General features: G+C 43.3%; 23 protein-coding genes and 1 pseudogene. 6 read left to right on the top strand and 18 right to left on the bottom strand.

The genetic code is table 11. The features are described from left to right. Positions 1-81 precede the first annotated feature (81 nt). On the bottom strand, positions 82-2,607 hold the full coding sequence (secA, locus tag K6969_RS02280; protein ID WP_002942480.1) for a preprotein translocase subunit SecA: 2,526 nt from the start codon (positions 2,605-2,607) through the stop codon (positions 82-84). A gap of 407 nt (positions 2,608-3,014) precedes the next feature. On the opposite strand from secA, the gene K6969_RS02275 reads away from it, so the two are divergent. Next, positions 3,015-3,662 carry an LPXTG cell wall anchor domain-containing protein gene (locus K6969_RS02275; protein WP_029174482.1) on the top strand — a complete coding sequence of 216 codons (648 nt, stop codon included), beginning with the start codon at positions 3,015-3,017 and terminating at the stop codon, positions 3,660-3,662. Between the two features lie 465 nt (positions 3,663-4,127). Here K6969_RS02275 and K6969_RS02270 read toward each other — a convergent pair whose 3' ends face one another. After that, positions 4,128-5,249: an IS110 family transposase gene (locus K6969_RS02270; RefSeq protein ID WP_321537345.1), complete on the bottom strand. Its 1,122-nt coding sequence runs from the start codon at positions 5,247-5,249 to the stop codon at positions 4,128-4,130. A gap of 109 nt (positions 5,250-5,358) precedes the next feature. Here K6969_RS02270 and K6969_RS12340 point away from each other — a divergent pair. Together K6969_RS12340 and K6969_RS02265 are read left to right on the top strand one after the other, a co-directional pair. Then, positions 5,359-5,472: pseudogene (locus K6969_RS12340) on the top strand (lipase); the annotation flags it as partial. 178 nt (positions 5,473-5,650) lie between these two features. Continuing rightward, entirely contained in the window at positions 5,651-6,772 is a 1,122-nt protein-coding gene (locus tag K6969_RS02265; protein WP_321537345.1) for an IS110 family transposase, read from the top strand. 373 nt (positions 6,773-7,145) lie between these two features. On the opposite strand, the gene K6969_RS02260 is transcribed toward K6969_RS02265, so the two are convergent. Beyond that, a complete protein-coding gene (locus tag K6969_RS02260) occupies positions 7,146-7,949 on the bottom strand; it encodes an alpha/beta hydrolase (protein ID WP_171942787.1) in 804 nt (267 codons plus the stop codon). A 9-nt stretch (positions 7,950-7,958) separates the two neighbouring features. Continuing rightward, complete coding sequence (locus K6969_RS02255; RefSeq protein ID WP_171942786.1) at positions 7,959-9,077, bottom strand: pectin acetylesterase-family hydrolase; 1,119 nt, start codon at positions 9,075-9,077, stop codon at positions 7,959-7,961. Between the two features lie 141 nt (positions 9,078-9,218). Between K6969_RS02255 and K6969_RS02250 the strand changes: the two genes are divergently transcribed. After that, positions 9,219-9,371, top strand: a complete 153-nt coding sequence (locus K6969_RS02250; RefSeq protein ID WP_153309460.1) for a hypothetical protein — start codon at positions 9,219-9,221, stop codon at positions 9,369-9,371. A gap of 2 nt (positions 9,372-9,373) precedes the next feature. Here K6969_RS02250 and K6969_RS02245 read toward each other — a convergent pair whose 3' ends face one another. Further along, positions 9,374-10,450: an alpha/beta hydrolase gene (locus tag K6969_RS02245; protein WP_029173794.1), complete on the bottom strand. Its 1,077-nt coding sequence runs from the start codon at positions 10,448-10,450 to the stop codon at positions 9,374-9,376. 386 nt (positions 10,451-10,836) lie between these two features. Here K6969_RS02245 and K6969_RS02240 point away from each other — a divergent pair, with 386 nt between their 5' ends. After that, positions 10,837-11,346 (top strand): TetR/AcrR family transcriptional regulator, encoded by a 510-nt coding sequence (locus tag K6969_RS02240; RefSeq protein WP_171942785.1) that lies wholly within the window; start codon positions 10,837-10,839, stop codon positions 11,344-11,346. A 100-nt stretch (positions 11,347-11,446) separates the two neighbouring features. Here the strand turns inward: K6969_RS02240 and K6969_RS02235 are convergent, their stop codons facing one another. From K6969_RS02235 to K6969_RS02225, 3 genes are read right to left on the bottom strand one after another with little or no spacing between them, the layout of a single operon-like run. Next, positions 11,447-12,763 (bottom strand): NtaA/DmoA family FMN-dependent monooxygenase, encoded by a 1,317-nt coding sequence (locus K6969_RS02235; RefSeq protein WP_029173796.1) that lies wholly within the window; start codon positions 12,761-12,763, stop codon positions 11,447-11,449. A gap of 1 nt (position 12,764) precedes the next feature. Next, entirely contained in the window at positions 12,765-13,034 is a 270-nt protein-coding gene (locus K6969_RS02230) for a dioxygenase (protein WP_253911807.1), read from the bottom strand. Between the two features lie 4 nt (positions 13,035-13,038). Then, positions 13,039-13,734 (bottom strand): nitronate monooxygenase, encoded by a 696-nt coding sequence (locus tag K6969_RS02225; protein WP_253911806.1) that lies wholly within the window; start codon positions 13,732-13,734, stop codon positions 13,039-13,041. A gap of 117 nt (positions 13,735-13,851) precedes the next feature. Between K6969_RS02225 and K6969_RS02220 the strand changes: the two genes are divergently transcribed. Next, the gene (locus tag K6969_RS02220) at positions 13,852-14,421 is read left to right on the top strand and encodes a TetR/AcrR family transcriptional regulator (RefSeq protein ID WP_029173798.1); all 570 of its coding nucleotides are present in this window, start codon (positions 13,852-13,854) and stop codon (positions 14,419-14,421) included. A gap of 161 nt (positions 14,422-14,582) precedes the next feature. Here the strand turns inward: K6969_RS02220 and K6969_RS02215 are convergent, their stop codons facing one another. The 10 genes from K6969_RS02215 to truA form a co-directional block, all read right to left on the bottom strand. Continuing rightward, positions 14,583-15,794: an NADH:flavin oxidoreductase/NADH oxidase family protein gene (locus tag K6969_RS02215; RefSeq protein WP_171942784.1), complete on the bottom strand. Its 1,212-nt coding sequence runs from the start codon at positions 15,792-15,794 to the stop codon at positions 14,583-14,585. Beyond that, the gene (locus K6969_RS02210) at positions 15,787-16,656 is read right to left on the bottom strand and encodes an SDR family NAD(P)-dependent oxidoreductase (RefSeq protein WP_171942783.1); all 870 of its coding nucleotides are present in this window, start codon (positions 16,654-16,656) and stop codon (positions 15,787-15,789) included. The genes K6969_RS02215 and K6969_RS02210 overlap by 8 nt, the downstream gene beginning before the upstream one ends. Continuing rightward, complete coding sequence (locus tag K6969_RS02205) at positions 16,649-17,494, bottom strand: alpha/beta fold hydrolase (protein ID WP_171942782.1); 846 nt, start codon at positions 17,492-17,494, stop codon at positions 16,649-16,651. Before K6969_RS02205 ends, K6969_RS02210 begins: the two co-directional genes overlap by 8 nt. 25 nt (positions 17,495-17,519) lie before the next feature. Then, entirely contained in the window at positions 17,520-18,521 is a 1,002-nt protein-coding gene (locus K6969_RS02200) for an NADP-dependent oxidoreductase (RefSeq protein WP_136647894.1), read from the bottom strand. A 77-nt stretch (positions 18,522-18,598) separates the two neighbouring features. Then, a complete protein-coding gene (locus K6969_RS02195; protein WP_029173803.1) occupies positions 18,599-19,030 on the bottom strand; it encodes an Rrf2 family transcriptional regulator in 432 nt (143 codons plus the stop codon). A 578-nt stretch (positions 19,031-19,608) separates the two neighbouring features. After that, positions 19,609-20,223, bottom strand: coding sequence for a DUF1349 domain-containing protein (locus K6969_RS02190; RefSeq protein WP_029173804.1), 615 nt, complete (start codon positions 20,221-20,223; stop codon positions 19,609-19,611). Next, a complete protein-coding gene (locus K6969_RS02185) occupies positions 20,223-20,789 on the bottom strand; it encodes a TIGR01440 family protein (protein ID WP_029173805.1) in 567 nt (188 codons plus the stop codon). The genes K6969_RS02190 and K6969_RS02185 overlap by 1 nt, the downstream gene beginning before the upstream one ends. Next, on the bottom strand, positions 20,776-21,255 hold the full coding sequence (locus K6969_RS02180; protein ID WP_029173806.1) for an ECF transporter S component: 480 nt from the start codon (positions 21,253-21,255) through the stop codon (positions 20,776-20,778). The genes K6969_RS02185 and K6969_RS02180 overlap by 14 nt, the downstream gene beginning before the upstream one ends. Then, positions 21,245-22,006 (bottom strand): bifunctional hydroxymethylpyrimidine kinase/phosphomethylpyrimidine kinase, encoded by a 762-nt coding sequence (locus tag K6969_RS02175; RefSeq protein WP_029173807.1) that lies wholly within the window; start codon positions 22,004-22,006, stop codon positions 21,245-21,247. Before K6969_RS02175 ends, K6969_RS02180 begins: the two co-directional genes overlap by 11 nt. Continuing rightward, positions 21,996-22,745, bottom strand: coding sequence for a tRNA pseudouridine(38-40) synthase TruA (gene truA, locus K6969_RS02170; RefSeq protein WP_029173808.1), 750 nt, complete (start codon positions 22,743-22,745; stop codon positions 21,996-21,998). Before truA ends, K6969_RS02175 begins: the two co-directional genes overlap by 11 nt. Between the last annotated feature and the right edge of the window lie 99 nt (positions 22,746-22,844).

Here is a 22,844-nt window from a genome sequence, read left to right as displayed (position 1 = left end):
ATTAACATAAACGAACTGACTCTAGTGACTGGTCTAAAAATTGCAAAAGGACTGGACAGCCGTCCAGTCCACGCGTCATTCCTATTTACGGCCGTGACAATTTTTAAATTTCTTACCAGACTGGCATGGGCATGGATCGTTACGATCAACACCTTCAAAAGATACATTCTCCTGAATTGCATGCGATTGGTTCGGCATAATATTCTTAACAGCTGTCGTATGTGCTTCTTGACTTGTACGCTCACGCTCAATATTGTCATGAATTTGCGCCTTCATCATCAAACGGGTTACTTCAAACTCGATAGCCCCAATCATATCGTTGAACATAGTAAATGCTTCTGATTGATATTCAACGATTGGATTGTTTTGAGCGTATCCACGAAGACTGACTGCATTGCGCAATTGATCCAAGGCATCAATATGGTCTGTCCATTTGTTATCCACAACACGAAGGATAAGAACTTTCTGGAATTCGCGTACACGTTCTTCATCGCGTAATTTTTTCACTTGCGAATCATAGACTCTCAAAGCACGTTCATAGAGCTCTTCGACAATCTCTTTCTGATTCATTGCTTCAAAAGTAGCTTTACTCAAGGTATCATCGTCAACGAGATTTGCATGCGCAAATTTGATAATTCCATCAATAGCTTCATCTTTCGAACCAAGGAAGTGACCAGCAACTTGGCGTTCAATCGTCCGTTTCATCATCGCTTTGATTTCAGGAGCCAAATCACGGTTAGCAGTAATAACATCCTGGCGTTGGCGATAGATGATTTCACGTTGCTCACGCATCACATCGTCATATTGAAGGACTTGTTTACGTGAGTCGTAGTTGTTCCCTTCCACACGCTTCTGAGCAGATTCAACTTGACGTGTCAACATTTTAGACTTGATAACGGACTCTTCTTCTGTTAGATTCATACGCTCCATAAATACTTTGATGCGTTCTGAACCAAAGCGTTTCATCAAGTCATCTTCGAGAGATAGATAGAATTGTGATTCACCTGGGTCACCTTGACGACCTGAACGTCCACGAAGCTGGTTATCAATACGACGACTTTCATGGCGCTCAGTACCAATAACACACAGCCCACCAAGTTCACGTACCCCTGGACCTAACTTAATATCGGTACCGCGTCCCGCCATGTTGGTCGCAATAGTGACCGCACCACGCTGACCAGCATTCATAATAATCTGCGCTTCACGATAGTGGTTTTTAGCATTCAATACTTCGTGAGGGACACCTGCAGCTACCAATTTTTGAGAAATCAAATCAGAAGTTTCAACCGCAACTGTACCGACCAAGACAGGTTGCCCTTTCTCATAGCGTCTCTTCACATCAGCAATAACGGCATTAAATTTGTATTCTAGACTTGGATAGAGTAAATCTTCGTGGTCAACACGCGCGATTGGACGGTTGGTTGGAATTGGTACAACACGGATGTTGTAGATTTCACGGAATTCTTCCTCTTCTGTTTTACCAGTACCCGTCATCCCTGATAATTTTTTATACATACGGAAAAGGTTTTGGTAGGTAATAGAGGCACTTGTCTTAGACTCGTTTTGAACCGGTACACCTTCCTTAGCTTCGATAGCTTGGTGAAGTCCATCAGAATAACGACGACCTTCCATCGTACGACCTGTAAATGGATCGATAATCATGACCTCTTGGTCTTCATTGACCAGATAGTCAATATCATAGGTCATAATGTAGTTGGCACGAAGTGCATTATCCAAGAAATGGGTAATGGCTACATTTTCAATATCGTAGAGGTTATCTAACTTGAAGAATTTCTCTGCTTTGTCAATACCTGAATCAGACAGACCAATCGTCTTAGATGGAATGTCTATGATGTAATCTTCTGTTGTCAAAGATTTAACAAGATTATCTGCCAAGAAATACAACTGGTTTGTTTCAGAACCTTGTGCACCAGATACAATCAACGGCGTACGAGCTTCGTCAATCAAGATTGAGTCAACTTCATCGACCAAGGCATAATTGAGAGGACGTTGAACCATGTCTTCTGCGCGAACAACCATATTGTCTCGGAGGTAGTCAAAACCAATCTCTGAGTTGGTCGAATAAGTAATATCGCAGTTATAGGCCTCACGTTTTTCCAAGGGTGATTTAGCAGCTAAGTTGATACCAACTGATAGACCAAGCCATGAATACAATTCACCCATTTCAGTCGCATCACGAGTAGAAAGATACTCGTTAACCGTCACTACGTGAACACCTTGACCAGACAAGGCATTCAAATAAACAGGCATCGTTGCAGTCAGAGTTTTACCTTCACCAGTACGCATTTCTGGAACGTCACCGTTGTGAAGAACGATTCCTCCCATAACCTGAACCTTGTAGGGATAGAGGCCCAATACGCGACGAGCTCCTTCACGGACTACCGCATAAGCTTCGTACAAAAGATCATCGAGGGATTCACCGTTATTGTATCGCTCCTTAAATTCTGCTGTCTTAGCTTGCAACTGTTCATCAGTCAGCGCTTCCATTTCATCGGCATACGAGAAGACCTTGTCTGCCATTTTCTCAAGTTTTCTTAGCTCTCCCTTATCATTTTCAATGAGAGAACGAAGTACATTTGTTACCATATCATTCATCCTATTTCAATTTTAGTCAATAATATATTGTAGCAGAAAATTAGGCAATTTTCAAGGTTTGGCACTAGGATACACAGTATTCTTAGATAAAAATACCATAATCTGGAAAAATTTCTACACAGTAATACTACATTGCTAAAAAGAACATGATTAAGACACCAATTACTAAAATAAATACCAGGATACCATCCTCTATCTCTAGTAAAAATATACCATTTAAAATTTTAAAAAAATATGCACTATTGCCCCAAAAATGTGAACGATTTGGCATTTTTTTCTTCGTACAAGTAGTATAATCTGATTGTACAAGTAAATATTTAAAAAGGAGAGGAAAATGTATACCAAGAAAATCGCTCTTAAACAACTAGCCATGTCTAGTACTACAGTAGCCATAGTGAGTGGCCTATGGGGAAGCCAGCCTCCTATATGCATCGACGGTATCTGTTCAATATCAATATATTGCACAAGATGAACTAACAAGTTCAGAGAAGGATTCTGTCTTATCTAAGCTGAAAACTGTCTCACCTTCCAAAGAAATAGCTACGGAGAATCAAACAATCTATCTCATCTACAAGACCGAACCTAAAAAAATATTTGGGATTCTTCCAGCTACAGGGGAGACCGGGATTAATCTATTAACGATTGGAGGGGAACTTCTTCTAGTTCTAGGAATAAGTTTGGTTGGAAAAGGCAAAATTTCATCCATCCTTCTTCTGACCGCCACTGGTTCTATTCTACCTATCCAGAGTATCCAGGCTCTAGAAAGCAATTTACTTGCAGACTACAATCAGGTTCATCAGCTAAAAGTCGGAGACCAACTTCCTAATCCAAGTAACATAAAGCAGTATCAGTATGTAGGCTATGTCACTGACAAGGATATAGGTCCGCAATCTACCGAAAATAAAGAGAGCTCCTCCACAACTGCATCATCTCAGCAGCAAGATAGTACCGATAGTGCTATAAATAATGAAACCTTGCTCTTCAATCTAAAAAAGGTTGCCAACAATATTGGCGCAGACCACAAATTGGCTAGTATAGTCGAATGAATTAGCTTTCAGACAAGGAACTGAGGCGCAGGCTATACTAGAGTACGGCAAGACGAAAGTGACGATGTATCAAAGTTAATTCAAATGACTGATATGTAAAGCCCTTTGTCAAGTAAAAACAATCGAACTGATTAAAAAATGAAAAGTATCTAGAAAGAGCCTAGTTCTTAGCTTCGGGCATTGGCCACTCTGATATTCGTGGATTGGTTACCTACAGGTCAATGGTTCTGCCGCGAGTCCTACTCTCTATAAGCGTGGATCACAATTGTGCCACTTAGTCGTTTCGTAGATGACTCAAACCTTGAAGTCCTAAACTCCTTCAAGATACTTTCCATTCAAACATGATTTCAATCCTTATTTCTGTCCAAATTCACCCAGTGATTTTGGATAGAAATAGGGATTCCTCATCGCTCTGCGATGATAAAACTTAATGGTCAAAAGTGTACATGAAAACAAGCGCTAACTTCAAGCTATTCTTCCTGTCATCATCCCCCAAATAAAACCAGACAATTCTCGTGCAATAGCTGTTTTAGCAACATTTTGTTTCTTATTTTTTCCTAGAACAAGTGTGCGATAACGTCTTCTTAAGCGTTCATTAGCCTTATCCGCATAAGCAATCACCTCCACTCGGTTTCCACTTTGTCTCCTTTTCAATTCTTTGGATTTATACCCAATCGTCCCCTTAGCCAATGATTGTGCAGCTTCTATCAGAAGTCGTCTCACATGGCTATTCCCAGCTTTGGTGATAGCACCTCTTCTCTCCTTGTCGCCGCTAGAATTTTCGCTAGGAGTTAGCCCAAGATAAGAAGCAAAATGTTGAGCTGTCGCAAAGCGATTAAAATCACCGATTTCTGTCACAATGGAAAGAGCAGTTAGTGTTTTAATGCCAATAAAGCAAGAAAGCCGTGAGACCTTCTCTTGATAACTGTCGCTTTGACCCAGTTGCTCAATTCGTGCATCATACCGTTCTATTTGATCTACTAATTTCTCATAGGTCAATAGATATTCTGTCAAAATCTCTGCGTAAAGTCCCTCAGGTTTTAGGGAACGGAGCCAGCGAACATGTTTCTGTGTCCAATTACTGCTTCCCTCGGTATAGCGAAAATCATGTCGGAGACAGAAGGCAAGAATTTGTTGTTTGATTTTCTTCAGAGCCACTTTGTGGTCTGTTCTCATACGGATATATTCTTTGACTTGTTCATCCTCAGCAGTAGGAATATGAACAGGCTGATAGCTACGAAAGGCCAGAGCTTTTGCGAGCTGAGCCGCATCTTTCTTATCAGTCTTAACACGCTTAGATCCTTCCTTCATTACCGTTGTAGGTGCCATCACGATACAGGGAATCCCGTGAGCTTGTAGCTGGTGATATAGGGTAAATCCGAGGCATCCAGCTTCGTAGCCACATAACACTTCTGCATCTTGACCATATAAACGACGAAGCTCATTCACATAGTTCACAATATAGCTAACATTTGGACTAACTTTAGTGCTATGTTTGAATTGATTGGTCATCATATCATAATAGCAGAGTGAAAAACTTTCTTTGTGAACATCCATTCCGATGAAAAGTGTGGTAAAATGAAACATATAAGACCTCCAATTGAGTGTGGTAATTCCTGTTAGAAGTTGATTGTTTTTTTATTCTAGTGTACAGGTAAATCCACGAATTCTCAACTGGGGGTCTTTACATATTGTCTATATGGTAGCTTGGTTTATGTGGCAATTACAAGGGGACCTTGAATCAGAGACGGCATTTCAAGGAAACTCTCCAGAAATTGTTCAAAACAAACTCTATCAAGACCAAAAATGAACCGACTAGAATCTATCATCGCTTTTCAAAAGCCAGTTTTGTCTTTCTATTGTTTGTCCTTGTTTTATAGACAATATGTAAAGACCCCCAGTTGAGAATTCGTGGATTTACCTGTACACTAGAATAAAAAAACAATCAACTTCTAACAGGAATTACCACACTCAATTGGAGGTCTTATATGTTTCATTTTACCACACTTTTCATCGGAATGGATGTTCACAAAGAAAGTTTTTCACTCTGCTATTATGATATGATGACCAATCAATTCAAACATAGCACTAAAGTTAGTCCAAATGTTAGCTATATTGTGAACTATGTGAATGAGCTTCGTCGTTTATATGGTCAAGATGCAGAAGTGTTATGTGGCTACGAAGCTGGATGCCTCGGATTTACCCTATATCACCAGCTACAAGCTCACGGGATTCCCTGTATCGTGATGGCACCTACAACGGTAATGAAGGAAGGATCTAAGCGTGTTAAGACTGATAAGAAAGATGCGGCTCAGCTCGCAAAAGCTCTGGCCTTTCGTAGCTATCAGCCTGTTCATATTCCTACTGCTGAGGATGAACAAGTCAAAGAATATATCCGTATGAGAACAGACCACAAAGTGGCTCTGAAGAAAATCAAACAACAAATTCTTGCCTTCTGTCTCCGACATGATTTTCGCTATACCGAGGGAAGCAGTAATTGGACACAGAAACATGTTCGCTGGCTCCGTTCCCTAAAACCTGAGGGACTTTACGCAGAGATTTTGACAGAATATCTATTGACCTATGAGAAATTAGTAGATCAAATAGAACGGTATGATGCACGAATTGAGCAACTGGGTCAAAGCGACAGTTATCAAGAGAAGGTCTCACGGCTTTCTTGCTTTATTGGCATTAAAACACTAACTGCTCTTTCCATTGTGACAGAAATCGGTGATTTTAATCGCTTTGCGACAGCTCAACATTTTGCTTCTTATCTTGGGCTAACTCCTAGCGAAAATTCTAGCGGCGACAAGGAGAGAAGAGGTGCTATCACCAAAGCTGGGAATAGCCATGTGAGACGACTTCTGATAGAAGCTGCACAATCATTGGCTAAGGGGACGATTGGGTATAAATCCAAAGAATTGAAAAGGAGACAAAGTGGAAACCGAGTGGAGGTGATTGCTTATGCGGATAAGGCTAATGAACGCTTAAGAAGACGTTATCGCACACTTGTTCTAGGAAAAAATAAGAAACAAAATGTTGCTAAAACAGCTATTGCACGAGAATTGTCTGGTTTTATTTGGGGGATGATGACAGGAAGAATAGCTTGAAGTTAGCGCTTGTTTTCATGTACACTTTTGACCATTAAGTTTTATCATCGCAGAGCGATGAGGAATCCCTATTTCTATCCAAAATCACTGGGTGAATTTGGACAGAAATAAGGATTGAAATCATGTTTGAATGGAAAGTATCTTGAAGGAGTTTAGGACTTCAAGGTTTGAGTCATCTACGAAACGACTAAGTGGCACAATTGTGATCCACGCTTATAGAGAGTAGGACTCGCGGCAGAACCATTGACCTGTAGGTAACCAATCCACGAATATCAGAGTGGCCAATGCCCGAAGCTAAGAACTAGGCTCTTTCTAGATACTTTTCATTTTTTAATCAGTTCGATTGTTTTTACTTGACAAAGGGCTTTACATATCAGTCATTTGGAAGACTAAGCATATCACCATGTCCAGCTTCTTTTCTCCGATCCATTACCTTTGTGATGGTAGCTGGTAATGTCTCATAAATCTGTGTCAACTGCTTGCCAGACACTACCAAATCCTCATCTCCAGCACCCGTACCTGAGACAAGAAAGGTCGGAACAGAGATCAAACTCGGGTCATAGTCCCATTCTAAATTACTAGAAAGTTCTAAATTGGCAGGACTTGCAGCGTAGATGGTTTTGATCATATTGCCATGTTTTTGTTCTGTAACAGCATTAAAGACCCCAACTCCTCCTTGAGAATGACCCGATAGGCCGACCTTATCTAAATCAACTTTACTAAAGAAAGGATTTAACTTTAGACCTTCAACAGTCTTATTATCATTTAGCTTGATAGCAAGTCGCAAGCTCATTTCGGATGAAAATCCATTCCAAGAATATTCTTCCTCAGTACCAATCACAATAAAGCCCCAAGAAGCCAAATGTTTCAAAACAGCCGCATACTTAGAAGCTCTAACACCGGTACCATTAGAAAATATCACAACTGGAAATGTTCTGGTTTCTGTTTCAATACTTGTAGGATAATATAGTTCATATTTTTTGAAATTTTGTAAAGCATTGATTTCGAGATAGGAAACATCATAGTTTCCTAGCCCAAGATACTTTTTCTCGACAGCTCCTCCCGTTTCAACCACTTCTGTGTAGTTAGAAGCAACCGAGGGCTTGCTGGCTAAAAACAGGAAACCAATACCCAAACAAGCTATAAAAATCCCAATGCCGATTAAAACTTTTTTCATGCTATTCTCCTAATCTAGTAGTTCTAACCCGTAACTTTTTACCTCTCCGTTAACTGCATCATCCAGCCATTCTGCCACACTCTTGTCTTGAGACATAGGGGTAAAGAATGTTGAGAAGTTAATGGTGGTGTGCTGAGTAGCTGTGGTCTTTTCATCTTGACCATAGTTCCAGATAAAAATACCCACACCATCAATCTTAGATTGCAGTTCTTGAATCATTTTTTTAAGTTCTTTTTGAAAGTGCTCACTGCTCTCTTCAGTTGCATCTGCTAGTTTCCCTTGGTCAATATAGGCCTGATACTGCTGAAGAATCCCATCTCGATAGGAAATGTCAAACAATATCTTAACACTATCCCCGCGTTTCTCATGGAGGGCTACTAAGCTATCTAAAACAATATTATCTGAATGCAGGCGGTCACTAATAGAAGTCGGTGTCTTCCAGACATTTTCCGCAATGCTTTTCCAATTATCATGTCTCAAAAAGGAACTGTCCACTGCAACGGTGACATTTTTCGCTGTTGGAAAATGAGAAATGACATCATCCGCTAGCAGTGAGGTCGCAAATCCTCCAGCTGAAAATCCAGTTACCAGAAGCGTATCTGGATTGCCTATGTGAGCCTTGGCTGCTGCTAAAATACTCATCAGATTGGAATAACCTTGGTGATGGACTACCTGCTCTTTTCCCTTATCATCTATATAAGAAAAGTTTTGGGTACCTGCATGAAAATCTCCTGTCCCATAAGGAAGGACAATCATAGTCCAGTCCTTAAATGGATTGTCTTCCTGCGGACTTCCAATTCCCCAAGTTGCGACATAATCTTGATGGCCAGTTGTGGTCACAAAATAGCGTGTGCCACCACTAGCAGTCTCTTCATTGATACTCACACCACCACCGAAGAAATAGACCATCACCTTATTCTTCTCTTTACCGATACGAAGCAGGCCGTGTGCCTGATTACCCTGAGAATCTACAACCCCTTCAGGACTGAGGCGGTACCATTCATTCACTTGTGGGGTCTGGTCAACAAGCTCAGGAGCTGACCAGCCAAATGTCTTTTTGTAGGCAATAAAACCAAGCAAGGCTAGAACAACTGTTACAGCCGCTACTATTTTCCAAACTTTTTTCATACTTTCTTTTTTCTGTCCTTTATGGTATATTTTTGGAAACAAGTGTTTCGTTTTTTATCAGTATAGCAGATGAACAGTGGAAAAACTAGTCCCAGCTCTGCTATTTGCCCAAAAGGAAACAAATGAAAGGAAGTGTTTCGCATGGACAATGTTAAGCGGCAGGATTCGCTGTTTGTGGAAAGCGTGACGGTGGCCCTTTTAGAATTGATGAGTGAGAAAGAATTTTCAACCTTGACGGTTTCAGAACTGACAAAAAGGCAGGTGTGGATTTCCCACATCTGCCTTTCTCATTGATGCTATTGGATATATTTTTCAAAGAAATTATTGAATGTCTGCATAAACTCTTCATTCGGTGTATTCATCAGTTCCTGATCAATATTACTGTACAGCTGTTCAAGCTCATCATGTGGTATTTCATCACCGTACTGTTTTTTTAATTCTGCTATTTTCTCGCTAAAAGGCTTTTCCAGTTCCTCTGCTTCTTTGGTCATAAGGAAGGAGCCATGGTCATTATGACCTTCCTCAGTAAGAATGACCCATTCCACATTAGGATTTGTGATTTTATCACGATAGGCAGTCAAGGCATCACCATCATAAGGGATCATTTGATCGCCTGTCCCATGAACAATCATGACTGGAACACCGCTTTGATTGATACCATCCACCGCTGTCAATGTACCATACTTACCGTAATCAACAATATTATTCATACGGAAGAATGGTTCAAGTCCATAGAGTATCGGTGAAACCGTTCTGCCGAGAATATCTGCCAATTGTTTTGCTGGTTCGTTGTATGAAGCAAGGCTGACGACAGCTTTAATATCATGGTCATAGTTCAACACTGCTGTCACACCATAAGCCCCCCACGAATGTCCGATTAGCACCTTAGGCAATTTGTTCAAGCTATCGTCCTGCTCAATATAGGTAAGGATAATATCCAGGTCAATAGGAGTTTTGCTAAGTCCTCCTGTCTGTTCTCCTTCACTATGGCCACTAGCTGTATAGTCGGCAGCAAAAACCCTGTAACCATGTTGAACAAACCAAACAATCTCCTTCATATAGAATTCGTGATAAGCACCACTACCATGTGACAATACCACTAAACCCTTATCGTTCTCCTCTCCATAGATAAATCCAGCAAGTTCATTTTCACCTGATTGGATAGAAACCTGCTTTCTTGGTAGCGTATCCTCATAGTGGTCATAAAACCATTGATAGGAAAACTCTGGTCTATCCACTCTAGGATAAGCATTTCTTGTCACAATCCGAGTCCCAAAAAATAACACTGCAAGGATTGCCAAAACGGCTCCCATAATCACCAAAGTGATTTTTTTAAGTCTTCTTTTCGCCTTTTCCTTCTTGTCAACCATCATATCGAAAGTCTCCTTTATTTGTTGTTTATTTCTTGCTAACTCTATATAGTATCTTCACTTTTCATAGTGAAAAATTTTCCTCTACATCTAGTTACAAATCCTATCATCGTTCCTACCAGTCGCTTAGAGGCCTCATAGCTGGTGAATGTCGGTACAGACCAGTCAAAGGACAGCTAAAAGTGGTTCCCTCTATCATGCTCAGTTTGATAAGAACGGACACTAAGATTTTCCAGAGCAAGAGTTATTTGGGCATATGATGCCTCGTTTATGTTATACTATGAGAAACAAGTGTTTCTATTTTGCTAGTATAGCAGATGAACAGTGGGAAAACTAGTCCCAGCTCTGCTATTTACCCAAAAGGAAACAAATGAAAGGAAGTGTTTCGCATGGAAAGAGTGAAGCGGAAAGAGTCGTTATTTGTGGAGAGTGTCGTGGAGGCTCTGTGGGAGTTGTTGGAAGACAAATCCTTTGAAAAGGTTAGTGTGTCAGAGTTGGTGGAGCGAGCTGGCATCGGTCGAGTAACTTTTTATAGGAACTTTTCTAATAAGGAAGAGGTTCTCGAACGGTCCTTCAACTTGGAATTGCAAGCCTGGTTGACCAATCGGCAGATTGACTTGTCGGATTGGTCAGATGCCCATCTCTTACTAGCTTTACGGCAATTTTTTGACTTTTGGTATGAGCAACAGGATAAGATTCGCTTATTGACTGCCAACCATTTGGACTACTTGCTCGAGGAGGTCTTGGATCGCTATTTCAAAGAAAGGCTGGGGGACATGACTGATGATTTTCACCTGCAATTTATCGTAGGAGGATTTTTCCGAGTGCTCAAAACCTGGGTTGCTAGAGGCTGTAAGGAAAGCCCTGATGACATCATGCGGTTGATGGGTGAGCAATAGGGCAAGCTTGTCAACGTTCTTGACCAGACCAAGCAAAAAAAGACTTAGACAACTGATGTTCAGTCACTCTAAGTCTTTTTTGTATGTGGTTGTCAGTTAACTATTTTCTCACGCCGTACTGGTAATCAAGACCGAGGTGGTCACGCAAGGTTTCGCCCTCATAGTCCTTATGGAAAAGGCCTCGTTCTTGGAGAATTGGGACAACCTCATCGACAAAGCGTGGCAAATCAACTCCAAAGGAGTCGGGCATAACCCAGAATCCATCTGCAGCACCTGCCTCAAACCAGTCTGTCAAGTAGTCAGCAATATCTTTGGGAGTACCAACTGCAGTTGGGTGATAGTCAATCACTGAGTGGTAAACCACTTCACGCAGGGTCCAACCCTCACGCGCCACACGAATGACATTTTCAGTTCGTGGGTCACTGAAAGGTGTAATCTGAACAGCGTCCAAAATAGCTGAAGAAATCGGCTGCTCAATATCTGCAGGAGTGAACTCCACTCCTAGAATATAACCGATATAGGCAATGCGTTGTAGAAGCGTTTTCCCATCTATGAAGGTTCCATGGCGTTCAATGGCTTCTTTCTTGGTCGCACCCATCAGAGGCATAACACCTGCGATAAACTTGATATCATCTGGATTCCGACCATTAGCAACAGCTGCATCCCGCAACGCTTGACGCATGGCCTGACCTTGCTCTATGGTATATAATTCACCGACAAATACATCTGCATATTTACCTGCGAAGGCGATACTGTTTTCAGAACCACCTGAATGAATGATGACGGGTTGGCCTTGCTTGGATGGTGGAATAGGTAGCGTACCGGTGGTCTGCACATAATTCCCCTTGATGTTTACCGTCTTAACTTGGTCATAATCTGCAAATTCCTTGGTCGAATGGTTGAGCTGCAAGGCATCCTCACCCCAAGTTGACCAAAGGTGTTGGACCGTCTCTATAAATTCATAGGCTTTTCCATAGCGGTCAAAATTCAAATTCACACCGTAGGCTTGTGCACTAACCCCATTAGCTCCTGTGACTGCGTTCCAAGCAGCACGCCCCTTGCTGACTGCATCCAAGGTTTTGAACTGTCTAGCCAACTCGTAGGGATTGGACCAGGAGGTCGCTCGGGTCACTCCAAATCCAATTCGGTTTGTGTGACTACTGATAATACTAGCGATCAAGAGGGGATCCAAGCCCATAGTCTGCATGTCGCCATTATCACTAGCTTTTATTCCCGGAAAATCTCCGAAGAACATGAATTGGAATTTGCCTTTTTCTGCCAGCTGAGCTGCCTTGATATCCACTGAAATGTTTGGGTACTCCGTCAATTTCGCTTCTGGGTCCGTCCAGGATTTTAAGTTCGAACCAGTTGCACCAAACATAGCTAAGCCGAGTACCATTTGTTTTTTGTCTGCCATCTTACACTAAGTCCTCAATTCCACTCATCAATTTGTCCATGATAACCGCCACAGGCTCGATCTTGTCAATCATAGAAATTCCCAGACCAAAGGAGGCGAAGCCCTTGCTCAAATCACCGAAAAGCATACCGTCACGCAAGCCAAGATAACCTCGCTGGACCTCGTAAATTTCTTCTTCGCTGGCACCAGCCTGGCTCATTTCCAAGAGTTTGTTTGGAATTTCTCCTGGCAATGAACGGTAGTAGGCTGGGACTGTGCGGTAAAGAAGCAAATCGCTAGAGAGCCTGTTCTTTGATATTTTGTGCTAAGATTGACTCCTCACTCATCATGAAGGCTGTTCCGACAAAGAGTCCTTCTGCTCCGAGTGCGAAAGCGGCCCGTGCCGTACGAGCATCCGCAATCCCGCCAGCCGCCATGACAGGCACACGACCTTTTGCCGCATCCACAATCATAGGGACAATAGAAAAGGTACCCACAACCTTATGAGGAACGGTTCCACCTTCGTCAAAGCCAGTCGCCACGATAATATCTGCCCCACCTTGAATGGCTTCTTCCGTATTTTCAACAGTCGGAGTTTCTGCACGAAAAACGACCTTGATCCCTTTTTCATGAAATCTTGACACCCATTCAGCAGAAAATTGACCAACCATGACGACGACTGGAACCTTTTCTTCTACCATGAGATCCAACATAGGTTGCGTGTAGGGATCTGTTGCTGGATCTCCGGGGAAAACATTTAATCCAATCGGTTTGTCGGTCAACTCACGAGCGATACGAATTTCACGGCGCATGTTTTCGACAGTTTCTTCAATAGTGGTTGCTGCGGTAGACTGGCCAGCACTGACACCCAATACTCCAAGTCCTCCAGCAGCACTGACCGCACCAGCATAGCGACCATTGGTCAACCAAGCCAGCGGTCCTTGGATGATTGGTTTTTCAATACCTAAAATTTCTGTGATACGGTTTGTCATTTGATTTCTCCATTTCATTTTGTTACACTTTTTATGTTACACCTGTCACTTTAATCCGTCAAATGACAGATAATGGACATCTGTCACTTAAATTACAAAAAGAGGAAACCTGTCATCATGAATCACGATTTACGCTATATCAAGACCGAACACAATTTACGCTCTGCTATGTTACAACTCCTAGAGGAAAAGGAATATCAAAAAATCGCTGTCACGGACATTTGCAAACTGGCTAACTGCTCACGCAATGCCTTTTACCAGCACTACGAAGGGAAAGAAAACCTCTATCAAGCCATCGTCACAGATATCGTCATTGCCATTGAGGAGAGTTGCCGACCGGTCGTAGAGAGCTTGTCCGAACTGAATTTTGAGGCGGAGAAACTTTATCTCAGTAATATTCTAACCGCTGTGGAGGACAATCGGAGGGTGATCACTCAGCTTTTGAAATTACCGCAGGAGGATTTTTCCAAACAGCTCCAGACCATGATGATTTCCGCTCTGACGCAGAACTTCGGCAACTGGGAAAAGCAGTGTCGCTTAGACTACATCCACTATTTCGCTGGAGGAATCACCAGCTTTATCTCCTACTGGCTGACCCAGACTAGCTATGACTTGGACCAGGCAGTCGAAGCCTTAGTGGCTGTAACGCTTGGGCATGGGAAGGCGGCTGAAAAAAGGGAATGGTAAAGAACTAAACAGATAAATCAGACTTGTTAAACAACTCTGAGAAGTGTGTTAGGCTTGAACCTCTCCTCAATCGAATATCTATAATGAAAATAAAGCTACTCTTACACGCATTGTAAAAGTAGCTTTAAAATTAATTTAGTATCGTCATGATTAGCATCATTCTACTTCCTCCTCGGTTTCAAGGCTGACAGACCGTGTGCCTTGACGGTCTGAAGAAGATAAGTCCAGGCATTTCGACTGATTTTGACAGATTTTCCCTTGGCCAAGCGTTTCATCTGGGCCTCGTAATAACTGACACCGATTATGGGACCAAGGGCCTTATCCAGTTTTGGAAGACCTGTTGTCAGGCGAGGCGTTGTCAGTTGCACATCACCGACTTGACGGTAATCATTGACAAGACTTGGACGAAGGACAAAGGGTCTGGCAAGACCAATCATGGACACACCATCCTTGATAGCTTCCTCCATCTGGGTGACTTTTCGGAAACCGCCTGTTGAAACAATAGGAACAGAAGTCAAATCCGCTAAGGCAAGGGCATAGGTGACAAATCCAGCACCATTCTCATAGTCACTACCAAAAACAGGTGTCTCATAATTACCACCTGAAATTTCAATCAGGTCAATATCCAAGTCAGACATGGTTTTCACCACATGCTTACAATCTTCAAAACCAAAGCCCTCTTCCTTAAAATCGGAAGCATTCAATTTCAAGGCGATGGTAAAATCTGGTCCCACTTTTTCACGCAGACCTTGATAGACTTCCACCAAAAATCGCATGCGATTGTCTAGACTGCCACCATAGCGGTCCGTCCGCTGATTATCTGCTGGCGAGAGGAATTGATTGATCAAGTATCCATGTGCAGCGTGTAACTGTACACCTGTAAATCCTGCTGCTTTTGCCCGAAGGCCTGCTGCAATAAATTTATCTCTAGCTTCTTTGATGTCAAACACGGTCATTTCTCTCGGTGGACGAAAGGCCGAAGCTGAGCCTCCAGAAATCGGAATGGCACTGGGTGCAATCGGAGTTTGATTGATTGACCGATACATCTGTTTGCCAGGGTGATTGAGCTGGAGCCAGATAGGCACACCGTTCTTTTTCCCAACGGATGCCCATTTCCGAAATTGAGCCAGATGATCGTCTGAATCAAGGATCACATTGCCTGGCTCACCAAGGTAGCGGCCGTCCACCATGACATTACCTGTCACTAGGACACCCATTCCCTGCTTGGCCCAAAAATCATATAAGGCAATCAGGTCATCTGAAGGAGCTCCCTGACTATCTGCCAGGGTTTCGCTCATGGCGGATTTGAAAAAGCGATTATCTAAGACCTGACCATTGGGCAGTTGGAGGTTTTCTAACAAAATCTTAGTCACCGTAGCTCTCCTTAAATACTTGAATTTTCTTATCAAGATAGGCTAGTAAGGCCTGGCTCTTTGCCAAATCAAATCCTTTCAAGCTGACCTTAGCCAACCTTTTCTCCGCAAAATAACGACCTGATACTCCAGCCACCTCTGGTGACAGGCTTAAGTAGCAACCCGTTTCAATCCCTTGGTCCAAATCTTTGGAAAAGGGTTTCATCAGACTGGTGAGAATCCGACTTCTCAGATTGCGTTTGACCCCATCATTGCCCAAATTTGTCGCAATCAAGCCAGGATGGTAGGCATTGACGGTCACAGATGAACCTTGCTTTTCTAAGGCCTCTGCCTGAGCTATTGCCAGCCAAATGGTGTAAAGCTTGGCATTATTGTAAGCCATGGCTGCAGAATAGCTCTGCTCTAAACCAAAATCCAAGCCTCTGGTTTGTGCAAAATGGTGCATGAAGGAAGAGGTATGAATGACCCTGCCTGCTGCTTTTTCCAGCAAGGGCAGCAACTCCGTCGTCAAGATATACGGAACTTGGACAGACAGCATAAAAGTCATCTCGATATTTTCTGCCGTTGCCACGCGGGCATCTCCAAAGTAAGCACCCGCATTGTTTAGCAAGACATCAATCTGCTCAAAATCTCGTTTAATCTCTTGGCTGAAACGATAGACATCTGCTAACTTGGAAAAATCTGCAAGATAGCCGTGAATCTTTTTATTTCCTGTTTTTAGTTGAATATCACTGAGGGCTACACGGAGCTTTTCGTTATTTCGTCCGTGCAAGATCACTTCATGACCTTCACTAGCTAGTTTCATGGCTAGGTGTTTGCCAATTCCGTCTGTCGATCCTGTGATTAAAATAGTTTTAGGCATTGGTTTCCTCCAAAAAGGCTAGTAAGGCTTTCGAGAACTCTTCTGCATTTTGGAAGATCGAGCCGTGACCTGCATTTGGATAGATGATCAGTTGGCTATTTTTAATCTTCTCATGCATGGTGTAAGAATTTTCTGTCGGAACTTGCATATCCTTATCACCGTTGACGATAAGTGTTGGTTGGGTGATAAAGGTCATGTCATCTTGCGGCTCTCTTCCCCAGCGTTTGATAGCTTTCAGCTGGGTCAAAAATCCTGGAACATTCATGTCCTTGTCTGCATGAGCAGCACTTCTTTCCCCCATACGACCCAAGACTTTTTCTGCCTCCAAACGACCTGCTTCATCATGATTGTAGAAGATGTAGCGTTTTGGATCCACACGCTCCAAACCAGCCTTCAGCATATAGCGGAAGGTTTTTCCAGTCACCTTATCAACTTCAAAACCACCACGAGGACCTGTGCCTGCTAAAATCAAACGGTTGACCAGCTGACTATCCAGACGAACGATTTCTTGAGCAATGAAACCACCCATAGACAGACCTAGCAAATTGATTTTCTCATGACCCAAAGCCTTGATAATGGAAACAGCCTGCTGAGCCCTTCCTGGAATAGTTGGAGCCACCTTGCCTTGACTAGCTCCTACGCCAGGAAGGTCTAGGACAATCACATGGTGCTTTTCAGCTAGCAAATCCAGCAATTTGGGATCCCAGTTGTCCAAGGTCGCGGCTAGGTGAACCAGCATGACCAAAGGGATGTCAGACTTGCCCTTGCTAAGCTCACGATAGGCGATTTTATTGTTTGAAACGGTGAGGTATTGGTTTTTAGTTGTAATATATGACATGATTTTTCCCTGTATATTTTATTTTTTAGTTGAAACTGAGGACGGTTTTTCCGCGTGAACGACCGTTGGCAACCTTATCAAGTGCTGCATTAACTTCTTCAAATGGATAAACTGTATCGATAGACGGTTTGATTTCGAGCTTACTGAAAATGTCTGCTACTTCTTGCAGCTGACGACCATTGCTCTCTACGAAAATGAAATGGTAGTGAACACCGTATTTCTTAGCCATTTTGTCAAATGAACGACCAGCTAGCCCAAACAAGATTTGTTTCCATTTTGGCAAATTCATGCGTTTGGCAAATTCACCATTTGGCATGGCACGAAGGGAAACCAGCTGTCCACCTTTTTTCATGATTGACATTTGTTTTTCTGTTTCTGCACCACCAAGTGTGTCCAAGACATAGTCAACATTGCTAAGGGTTTTGGTGTAATCTTCTGTCTTGTAATCGATAAACTGGTCTGCACCCAGTGACAACACCCGCTCTGCACTTGCCCCATCACCGTTGGTAATGACGGTCAAGCCCTTGGCTTTGGCAATCGGAATAGCCATACCGCCGACACCACCAGTTCCACCTGAGATGAAGATGGTCTTGCCTGCCTCAGCACCCATGAGATCAAGGGCCTGCATGATGGTCAAGGCTGTCAAAGGAACAGCAGCCGCTTCTTCATCTGTCAAGTAGGCAGGAACCTTAGCAAGAGCTTGAGCGTCAACCGTTACATACTCAGCGAAAGCACCGATACTATCAAGTGGAAGACGACCGAAAACACGGTCACCTGCTGCAAAGTTGGTTACAGTTGCACCGACTTCTTCAACCAAGCCGACTACCTCATTTCCAGCTGTTTGTGGCAATTTGTAAGGGACAATCAATTTCACATCTCCGCGTGAAATCATGTTGTCCAATGGATTAACGCCTGCTGCGGTCACTTTGACAAGGACCTGGTTAGACTTGATTTGTGGCTTAGCAATTTCTGTAAGGTTAAGGGTGATGTTGTTTTTGTTATAAGATGTGTGTTGTGCTGCTTTCATGTTCTTCTCTTTTCTATTTTTGTTTGTTCCTGTATCACTTACAGGTCTATGTTTGGATTTATAAAATCTGACCGAGGTCAGATTCGGGTTTCTTGTGCGGATTGATAGAGATTATCAATCACATTATCTAAGGATTGACGACTGAGTTGATTTTCCAGTTCTTGTTCAACACTGGAAAAGATGGGAACCATTGCCCCTTCTATATGCTGTCCAACTGGACAAGTAAGATTGGCATTCTGGTGTATCTGAAATAGACGAATATGCTCCACTTCTTGCGTCGCAAGGTAGATTTCCAATAAGCTAATATTCTTAGGGGACTTGCTCAATTGGTAGCCTGATCGCCCTTGGTGCGAAGTGATTAAGCCTGCATTTTTCAAGAGTGCAATCACCTTGCGGATGTAGCTGGCATTGGTACCAACGCTCTCAGCCAAGGCTTGCGAGCTAAGTATTTCCTTGCTCTCACTGATCATGGTCAATATATGAAGGGCTACTGAAAACTTTGTATCCATTAGGTCTCCTTTCCGTTCTTGTATCAACTACAAGAACAAGTATGCCATAAGCCAGACTTCTTGGCAAGGATTTGGCTCAAAAGATAAAGAGGCTGGGCAAAAAGCCCAGGACCACTACCCAGAGTTCGTGTTAACATCTCAGCGCAGTGGTTGATTGGGTTTAACAGTCCAGTGGACTGTTAAAGGTTGGAGATAGTATTTGCGAAGCAAATCTCAGCAATTCGTGTTTTGCACTCCAAATCTGCCCATTACGACTGTTGCGAACAAAGTTCGCTCTATTTCCAACCTCAAACTGTCTCCCAGACAGTTTGAGCTGTGCGGGGGTGGGAGTGAAACAGTCTGGGGATAGACTGTTTCAGCTCAACAACTGGAAATAAGGACTTGTTGACGAACTCTTTTTATCTTGGTCGAGTTCTTTCCCACTCCCCCTGACACTCAATGAAAATCAAAAGTCGCCTAGGAAACGAAGGCGAAGATTGAGCAGGAGTTCTTCAAGGCAAGTTGACTACAGATCATTTTGATTTTAGAAGAGTCTGAGTTTCAACTATTTTTCTGTTACTACTTACCTAAAACTCTCACTATATTTCATCTGGCTCTTGTCCGTCATGGGGCAGCCATTTGCAGTCGCTCAATTCCATATTGGTAAAGCGAGCTGTAAAACTGGAGTTTTCTGGTGAACAGGCATACAGCCCAAAAGCTATTTTCCCTGCCCCTTGATGAAAATGGCAAACCCGCATTTGTTTGAAATGAATACCGTCTTCGGAATTTTCAAAACAGTAATCAGCTCCCCTGCGACTGAGCCTAAACCACATGGATTTGACTTGTGAACTGATTTCAGTAGTTGCCCAGTCAGAAAATCCGTGATTGGTCACCACACTTCCCAAGTGTTGGAAGTCATCATTTTCATACTCTATCGAACACTTGAGCCAATTCTCCGAATCTTGATAAAGGACAATTCCACACTGGTCAAATCGAGTATGACTACCCGCAAAATCCGTCTTCACAGTAAAGGTAAAATAGTCCTCCTCCGTTTCCATTTGCAAAACAGGAGCATTGTCATTCACAAAATGGTAATAGGTCTTCTGCCACAAATCCGTCTGGGGGTGGGTGGTAATGGTAATTTCTTCATCTGAAATAGTGAATTGTCGCGGTGGACGGGTCCACACTAAATCCTTGACCGTAAATTCTTTCATTATGAACCTTTCCGTATGGTATCTTCCTGATAGGCTGCTCGGACTCCGCCGATTAGTTTTGGTCGGCTGGCGAGAGCGGTGACATGGGCCTGTCCAATTTCACGCAGGCTAGGTCGAATCGGAACTTGGACGTGCTTGATGTGCATGCCGATAGCTGTGTCGCCGATGTCTATACCAGCCTGTGCAGTGATAAACTCGACTTCCACCGGATCCTTCATATATTTGAAGGCCGCCAACTGCCCAGAACCACCTGCATGGAGGGTGGGTAAGACATTGACTATTTCCAAATCCTTCTGGATTGCCAATTCCCGCTCCACCACCAAGGCACGATTGAGGTGTTCGCAACCCTGGACAGCTAGATAGATACCTTTTGGCTCCAGGATTTCCAAGATGGTTTCAACAACCACCTCACCAACTTCCAGACTAGAATTTTTGCCAATATGCCCACCAATGACCTCACTAGATGATAAGCCAAGGACAAATATCTGCCCCTTTTGAAGATTGCTGAGCTCTAAGACTTCTTGCACAACTTGCTGGGTTTGAACTTTGATTTTATCGAGTGACATAGTTAATAGCACCGCTTTTCTCAACTAATTTAGCCACTGCAAACCCTAAGCCCATACCGACAAAGTTTTGCATGCTATTGCCAAAAACACTTTCAATGGCTTTGAGGTCATTAAAATAAATCCGAGATGCTAGGTAGTAGCCCCCAACCATAGAGAGCGTCGCCAAGACTAGACCGAAAATCCGTTTCTTGCCTGTCCAACCCGCAAAATAACCCTGAGCACCGTGGAAGAGCAAACTAAAGAAAGCCCACTGGGGATAGCCCAGCAAGAAATCTATCAAGAGTCCAGATAAACCGCCGACAATAGCTCCCTCTTTCTTGCCCAAGTAAAAGGCTGTAAAATATACCCCAACATCCAAAAGTGTCACAAACCCCGAAGGTGTTGGCAAATGGAAGTAGGCTAAGACCAAGCTCAAGGCTGTTAAGATAGCTAATAATACTAATTCCTGTGTTTTCTTATTTCTCATATTGAATCACCCCATAATCATCTGATTTTTCAATCGCCGCATGAACAAAGTCCTTGGACAGTCTGACCGCCTCCAAAGGCTCTTGACCCAGCAAAAGCTGACTGGCAATGCTGGACGCAAAGGTACAGCCTGCCCCTACATTGTTTTCTGACAACAGAGGCGACTGGAGCACCACCACTTCCTGACCGTCGTAGAAAACATCCACAGCCTGCTGATCGCCCAAGCGATTGCCACCCTTGATGACCACTGATTTAGCTCCCAAGTCGTAGAGAGCCACTGCCGCCTGCTTCATCTCTTCCACCGTTTTGATGTCTTTTTGGAGCAATAGCTGAGCTTCTGCCAGATTTGGTGTGATAATGCTGACATAGGGAAGGAATTTCAAGAGTTCATCTCGCAACTGGCTGACCTCGGTATCGTGCGTTTCCTTGCAGACCAAGACTGGATCCAAGACCACAGGAATCTCCTGGTGAGTCTTGATAAACTCCAAAGCCTGCTCTGCTATGTCCACCGTGGGAAGCAAGCCAATCTTAATCGCAGAAAAGGGCACATCCCTCACACTAGCCAGCTGCTGGGCAAAGACCGCCGCATCTGTCGGAATGACCTCAAAACCTTTTTCCGTCATAGCTGTCAAGCAAGTCACCGCCACAAACCCATGCAGCTTGTGGACAGCGTAGGTGGTCACATCCGCATAGAGACCGCCACCGCTGAAAATATCGTTACCCGAAAGCGCCAAAATATACTTAGTCTTCATAGATAATCTCCTTTAGATAGAGACCATTTCCTGCCGCAGTCGGTCCCGCCAAACCACGATCTTTTTCTGCCAAAATCCGTTTAATCTGCCCCACAGGCATCCGACCATTGCCAATTTTCAGTAAGGTCCCAACCATATTCCGCACCTGCTTGTACAAAAAACCGTTGCCTGAAAAGGTAAAAATCAAAAACTGTCGCCGCTTGTCATATTCCATACTTGCCGCCGTAATGGTCCGCACCTTGTCCTCGACCGAGGTTCCTGAAGCCGTAAAACCTGTAAAATCATGGGTCCCCACCAAGTCCTGAATGGCTTCTTCTATCAAGCTCAAATCCAAATCATAGGGATAGAAGGTCGCATAGTGGCGCATCATGGGATTCTTGGGCCGCCCGATATCCACCAGAAACTCGTAGGTCTTGCTGTGCTTGGCATAGCGGCAATGAAAATCATCCGCCACCTGCTCCACCTGGACCACATCAATATCCTCAGGTGTTTGGGTATCCAGGGCAAAGCGGAGCTTCTCAGCATCTCGACTGCCAGCCAAGTCAAAGTGAATCACCTGACCATAAGCGTGCACTCCTGCGTCTGTCCGACCCGCACCATGCACTGTCACCGGCTGGCCACTGTTTAGTCTTATTAGTGTTTTTTCGATTTCTTCCTGAACTGTACGGGCATGGGGCTGGCGCTGGAAACCAGAAAAATCATGGCCGTCGTAGGAAATAATTGCCTTATATCGTGTCATGTTCTGATTGTAGCACAAGCAAACTTAGAAAAACAAGCCTATAAAACAACAACTGTACTAGCACAGATGAACCCCTTCTAAGTTTGACAGCTTTCATAA

The sequence above is a fragment of the Streptococcus suis genome, assembly GCF_019856455.1.
Classification (GTDB): Bacteria; Bacillota; Bacilli; order Lactobacillales; family Streptococcaceae; genus Streptococcus; species Streptococcus suis_AE.
The sequence above is the reverse complement of the archived record's forward strand: the minus strand, read 5'-3'. Positions and strand labels throughout refer to the sequence as shown.

Bases quoted from the DNA above. Each gene is read 5' to 3' on its own strand.
- K6969_RS02185 (WP_029173805.1), bottom strand. From the start codon at position 20,789: ATGTCACTCGATAAAATCAAAGTTCAAACCCAGCAAGTTGTGCAAGAA.
- K6969_RS02195 (WP_029173803.1), bottom strand. From the start codon at position 19,030: ATGGATACAAAGTTTTCAGTAGCCCTTCATATATTGACCATGATCAGT.
- K6969_RS02220 (WP_029173798.1), top strand. From the start codon at position 13,852: ATGAATCACGATTTACGCTATATCAAGACCGAACACAATTTACGCTCT.
- K6969_RS02205 (WP_171942782.1), bottom strand. From the start codon at position 17,494: ATGTCATATATTACAACTAAAAACCAATACCTCACCGTTTCAAACAAT.
- K6969_RS02270 (WP_321537345.1), bottom strand. From the start codon at position 5,249: ATGTTTCATTTTACCACACTTTTCATCGGAATGGATGTTCACAAAGAA.
- K6969_RS02190 (WP_029173804.1), bottom strand. From the start codon at position 20,223: ATGAAAGAATTTACGGTCAAGGATTTAGTGTGGACCCGTCCACCGCGA.
- K6969_RS02225 (WP_253911806.1), bottom strand. From the start codon at position 13,734: ATGACAAACCGTATCACAGAAATTTTAGGTATTGAAAAACCAATCATC.
- K6969_RS02250 (WP_153309460.1), top strand. From the start codon at position 9,219: ATGGACAATGTTAAGCGGCAGGATTCGCTGTTTGTGGAAAGCGTGACG.
- K6969_RS02240 (WP_171942785.1), top strand. From the start codon at position 10,837: ATGGAAAGAGTGAAGCGGAAAGAGTCGTTATTTGTGGAGAGTGTCGTG.
- K6969_RS02180 (WP_029173806.1), bottom strand. From the start codon at position 21,255: ATGAGAAATAAGAAAACACAGGAATTAGTATTATTAGCTATCTTAACA.
- truA (WP_029173808.1), bottom strand. From the start codon at position 22,745: ATGACACGATATAAGGCAATTATTTCCTACGACGGCCATGATTTTTCT.
- secA (WP_002942480.1), bottom strand. From the start codon at position 2,607: ATGGTAACAAATGTACTTCGTTCTCTCATTGAAAATGATAAGGGAGAG.
- K6969_RS02260 (WP_171942787.1), bottom strand. From the start codon at position 7,949: ATGAAAAAAGTTTTAATCGGCATTGGGATTTTTATAGCTTGTTTGGGT.
- K6969_RS02210 (WP_171942783.1), bottom strand. From the start codon at position 16,656: ATGCCTAAAACTATTTTAATCACAGGATCGACAGACGGAATTGGCAAA.
- K6969_RS02245 (WP_029173794.1), bottom strand. From the start codon at position 10,450: ATGATGGTTGACAAGAAGGAAAAGGCGAAAAGAAGACTTAAAAAAATC.
- K6969_RS02200 (WP_136647894.1), bottom strand. From the start codon at position 18,521: ATGAAAGCAGCACAACACACATCTTATAACAAAAACAACATCACCCTT.
- K6969_RS02255 (WP_171942786.1), bottom strand. From the start codon at position 9,077: ATGAAAAAAGTTTGGAAAATAGTAGCGGCTGTAACAGTTGTTCTAGCC.
- K6969_RS02235 (WP_029173796.1), bottom strand. From the start codon at position 12,763: ATGGCAGACAAAAAACAAATGGTACTCGGCTTAGCTATGTTTGGTGCA.
- K6969_RS02175 (WP_029173807.1), bottom strand. From the start codon at position 22,006: ATGAAGACTAAGTATATTTTGGCGCTTTCGGGTAACGATATTTTCAGC.
- K6969_RS02265 (WP_321537345.1), top strand. From the start codon at position 5,651: ATGTTTCATTTTACCACACTTTTCATCGGAATGGATGTTCACAAAGAA.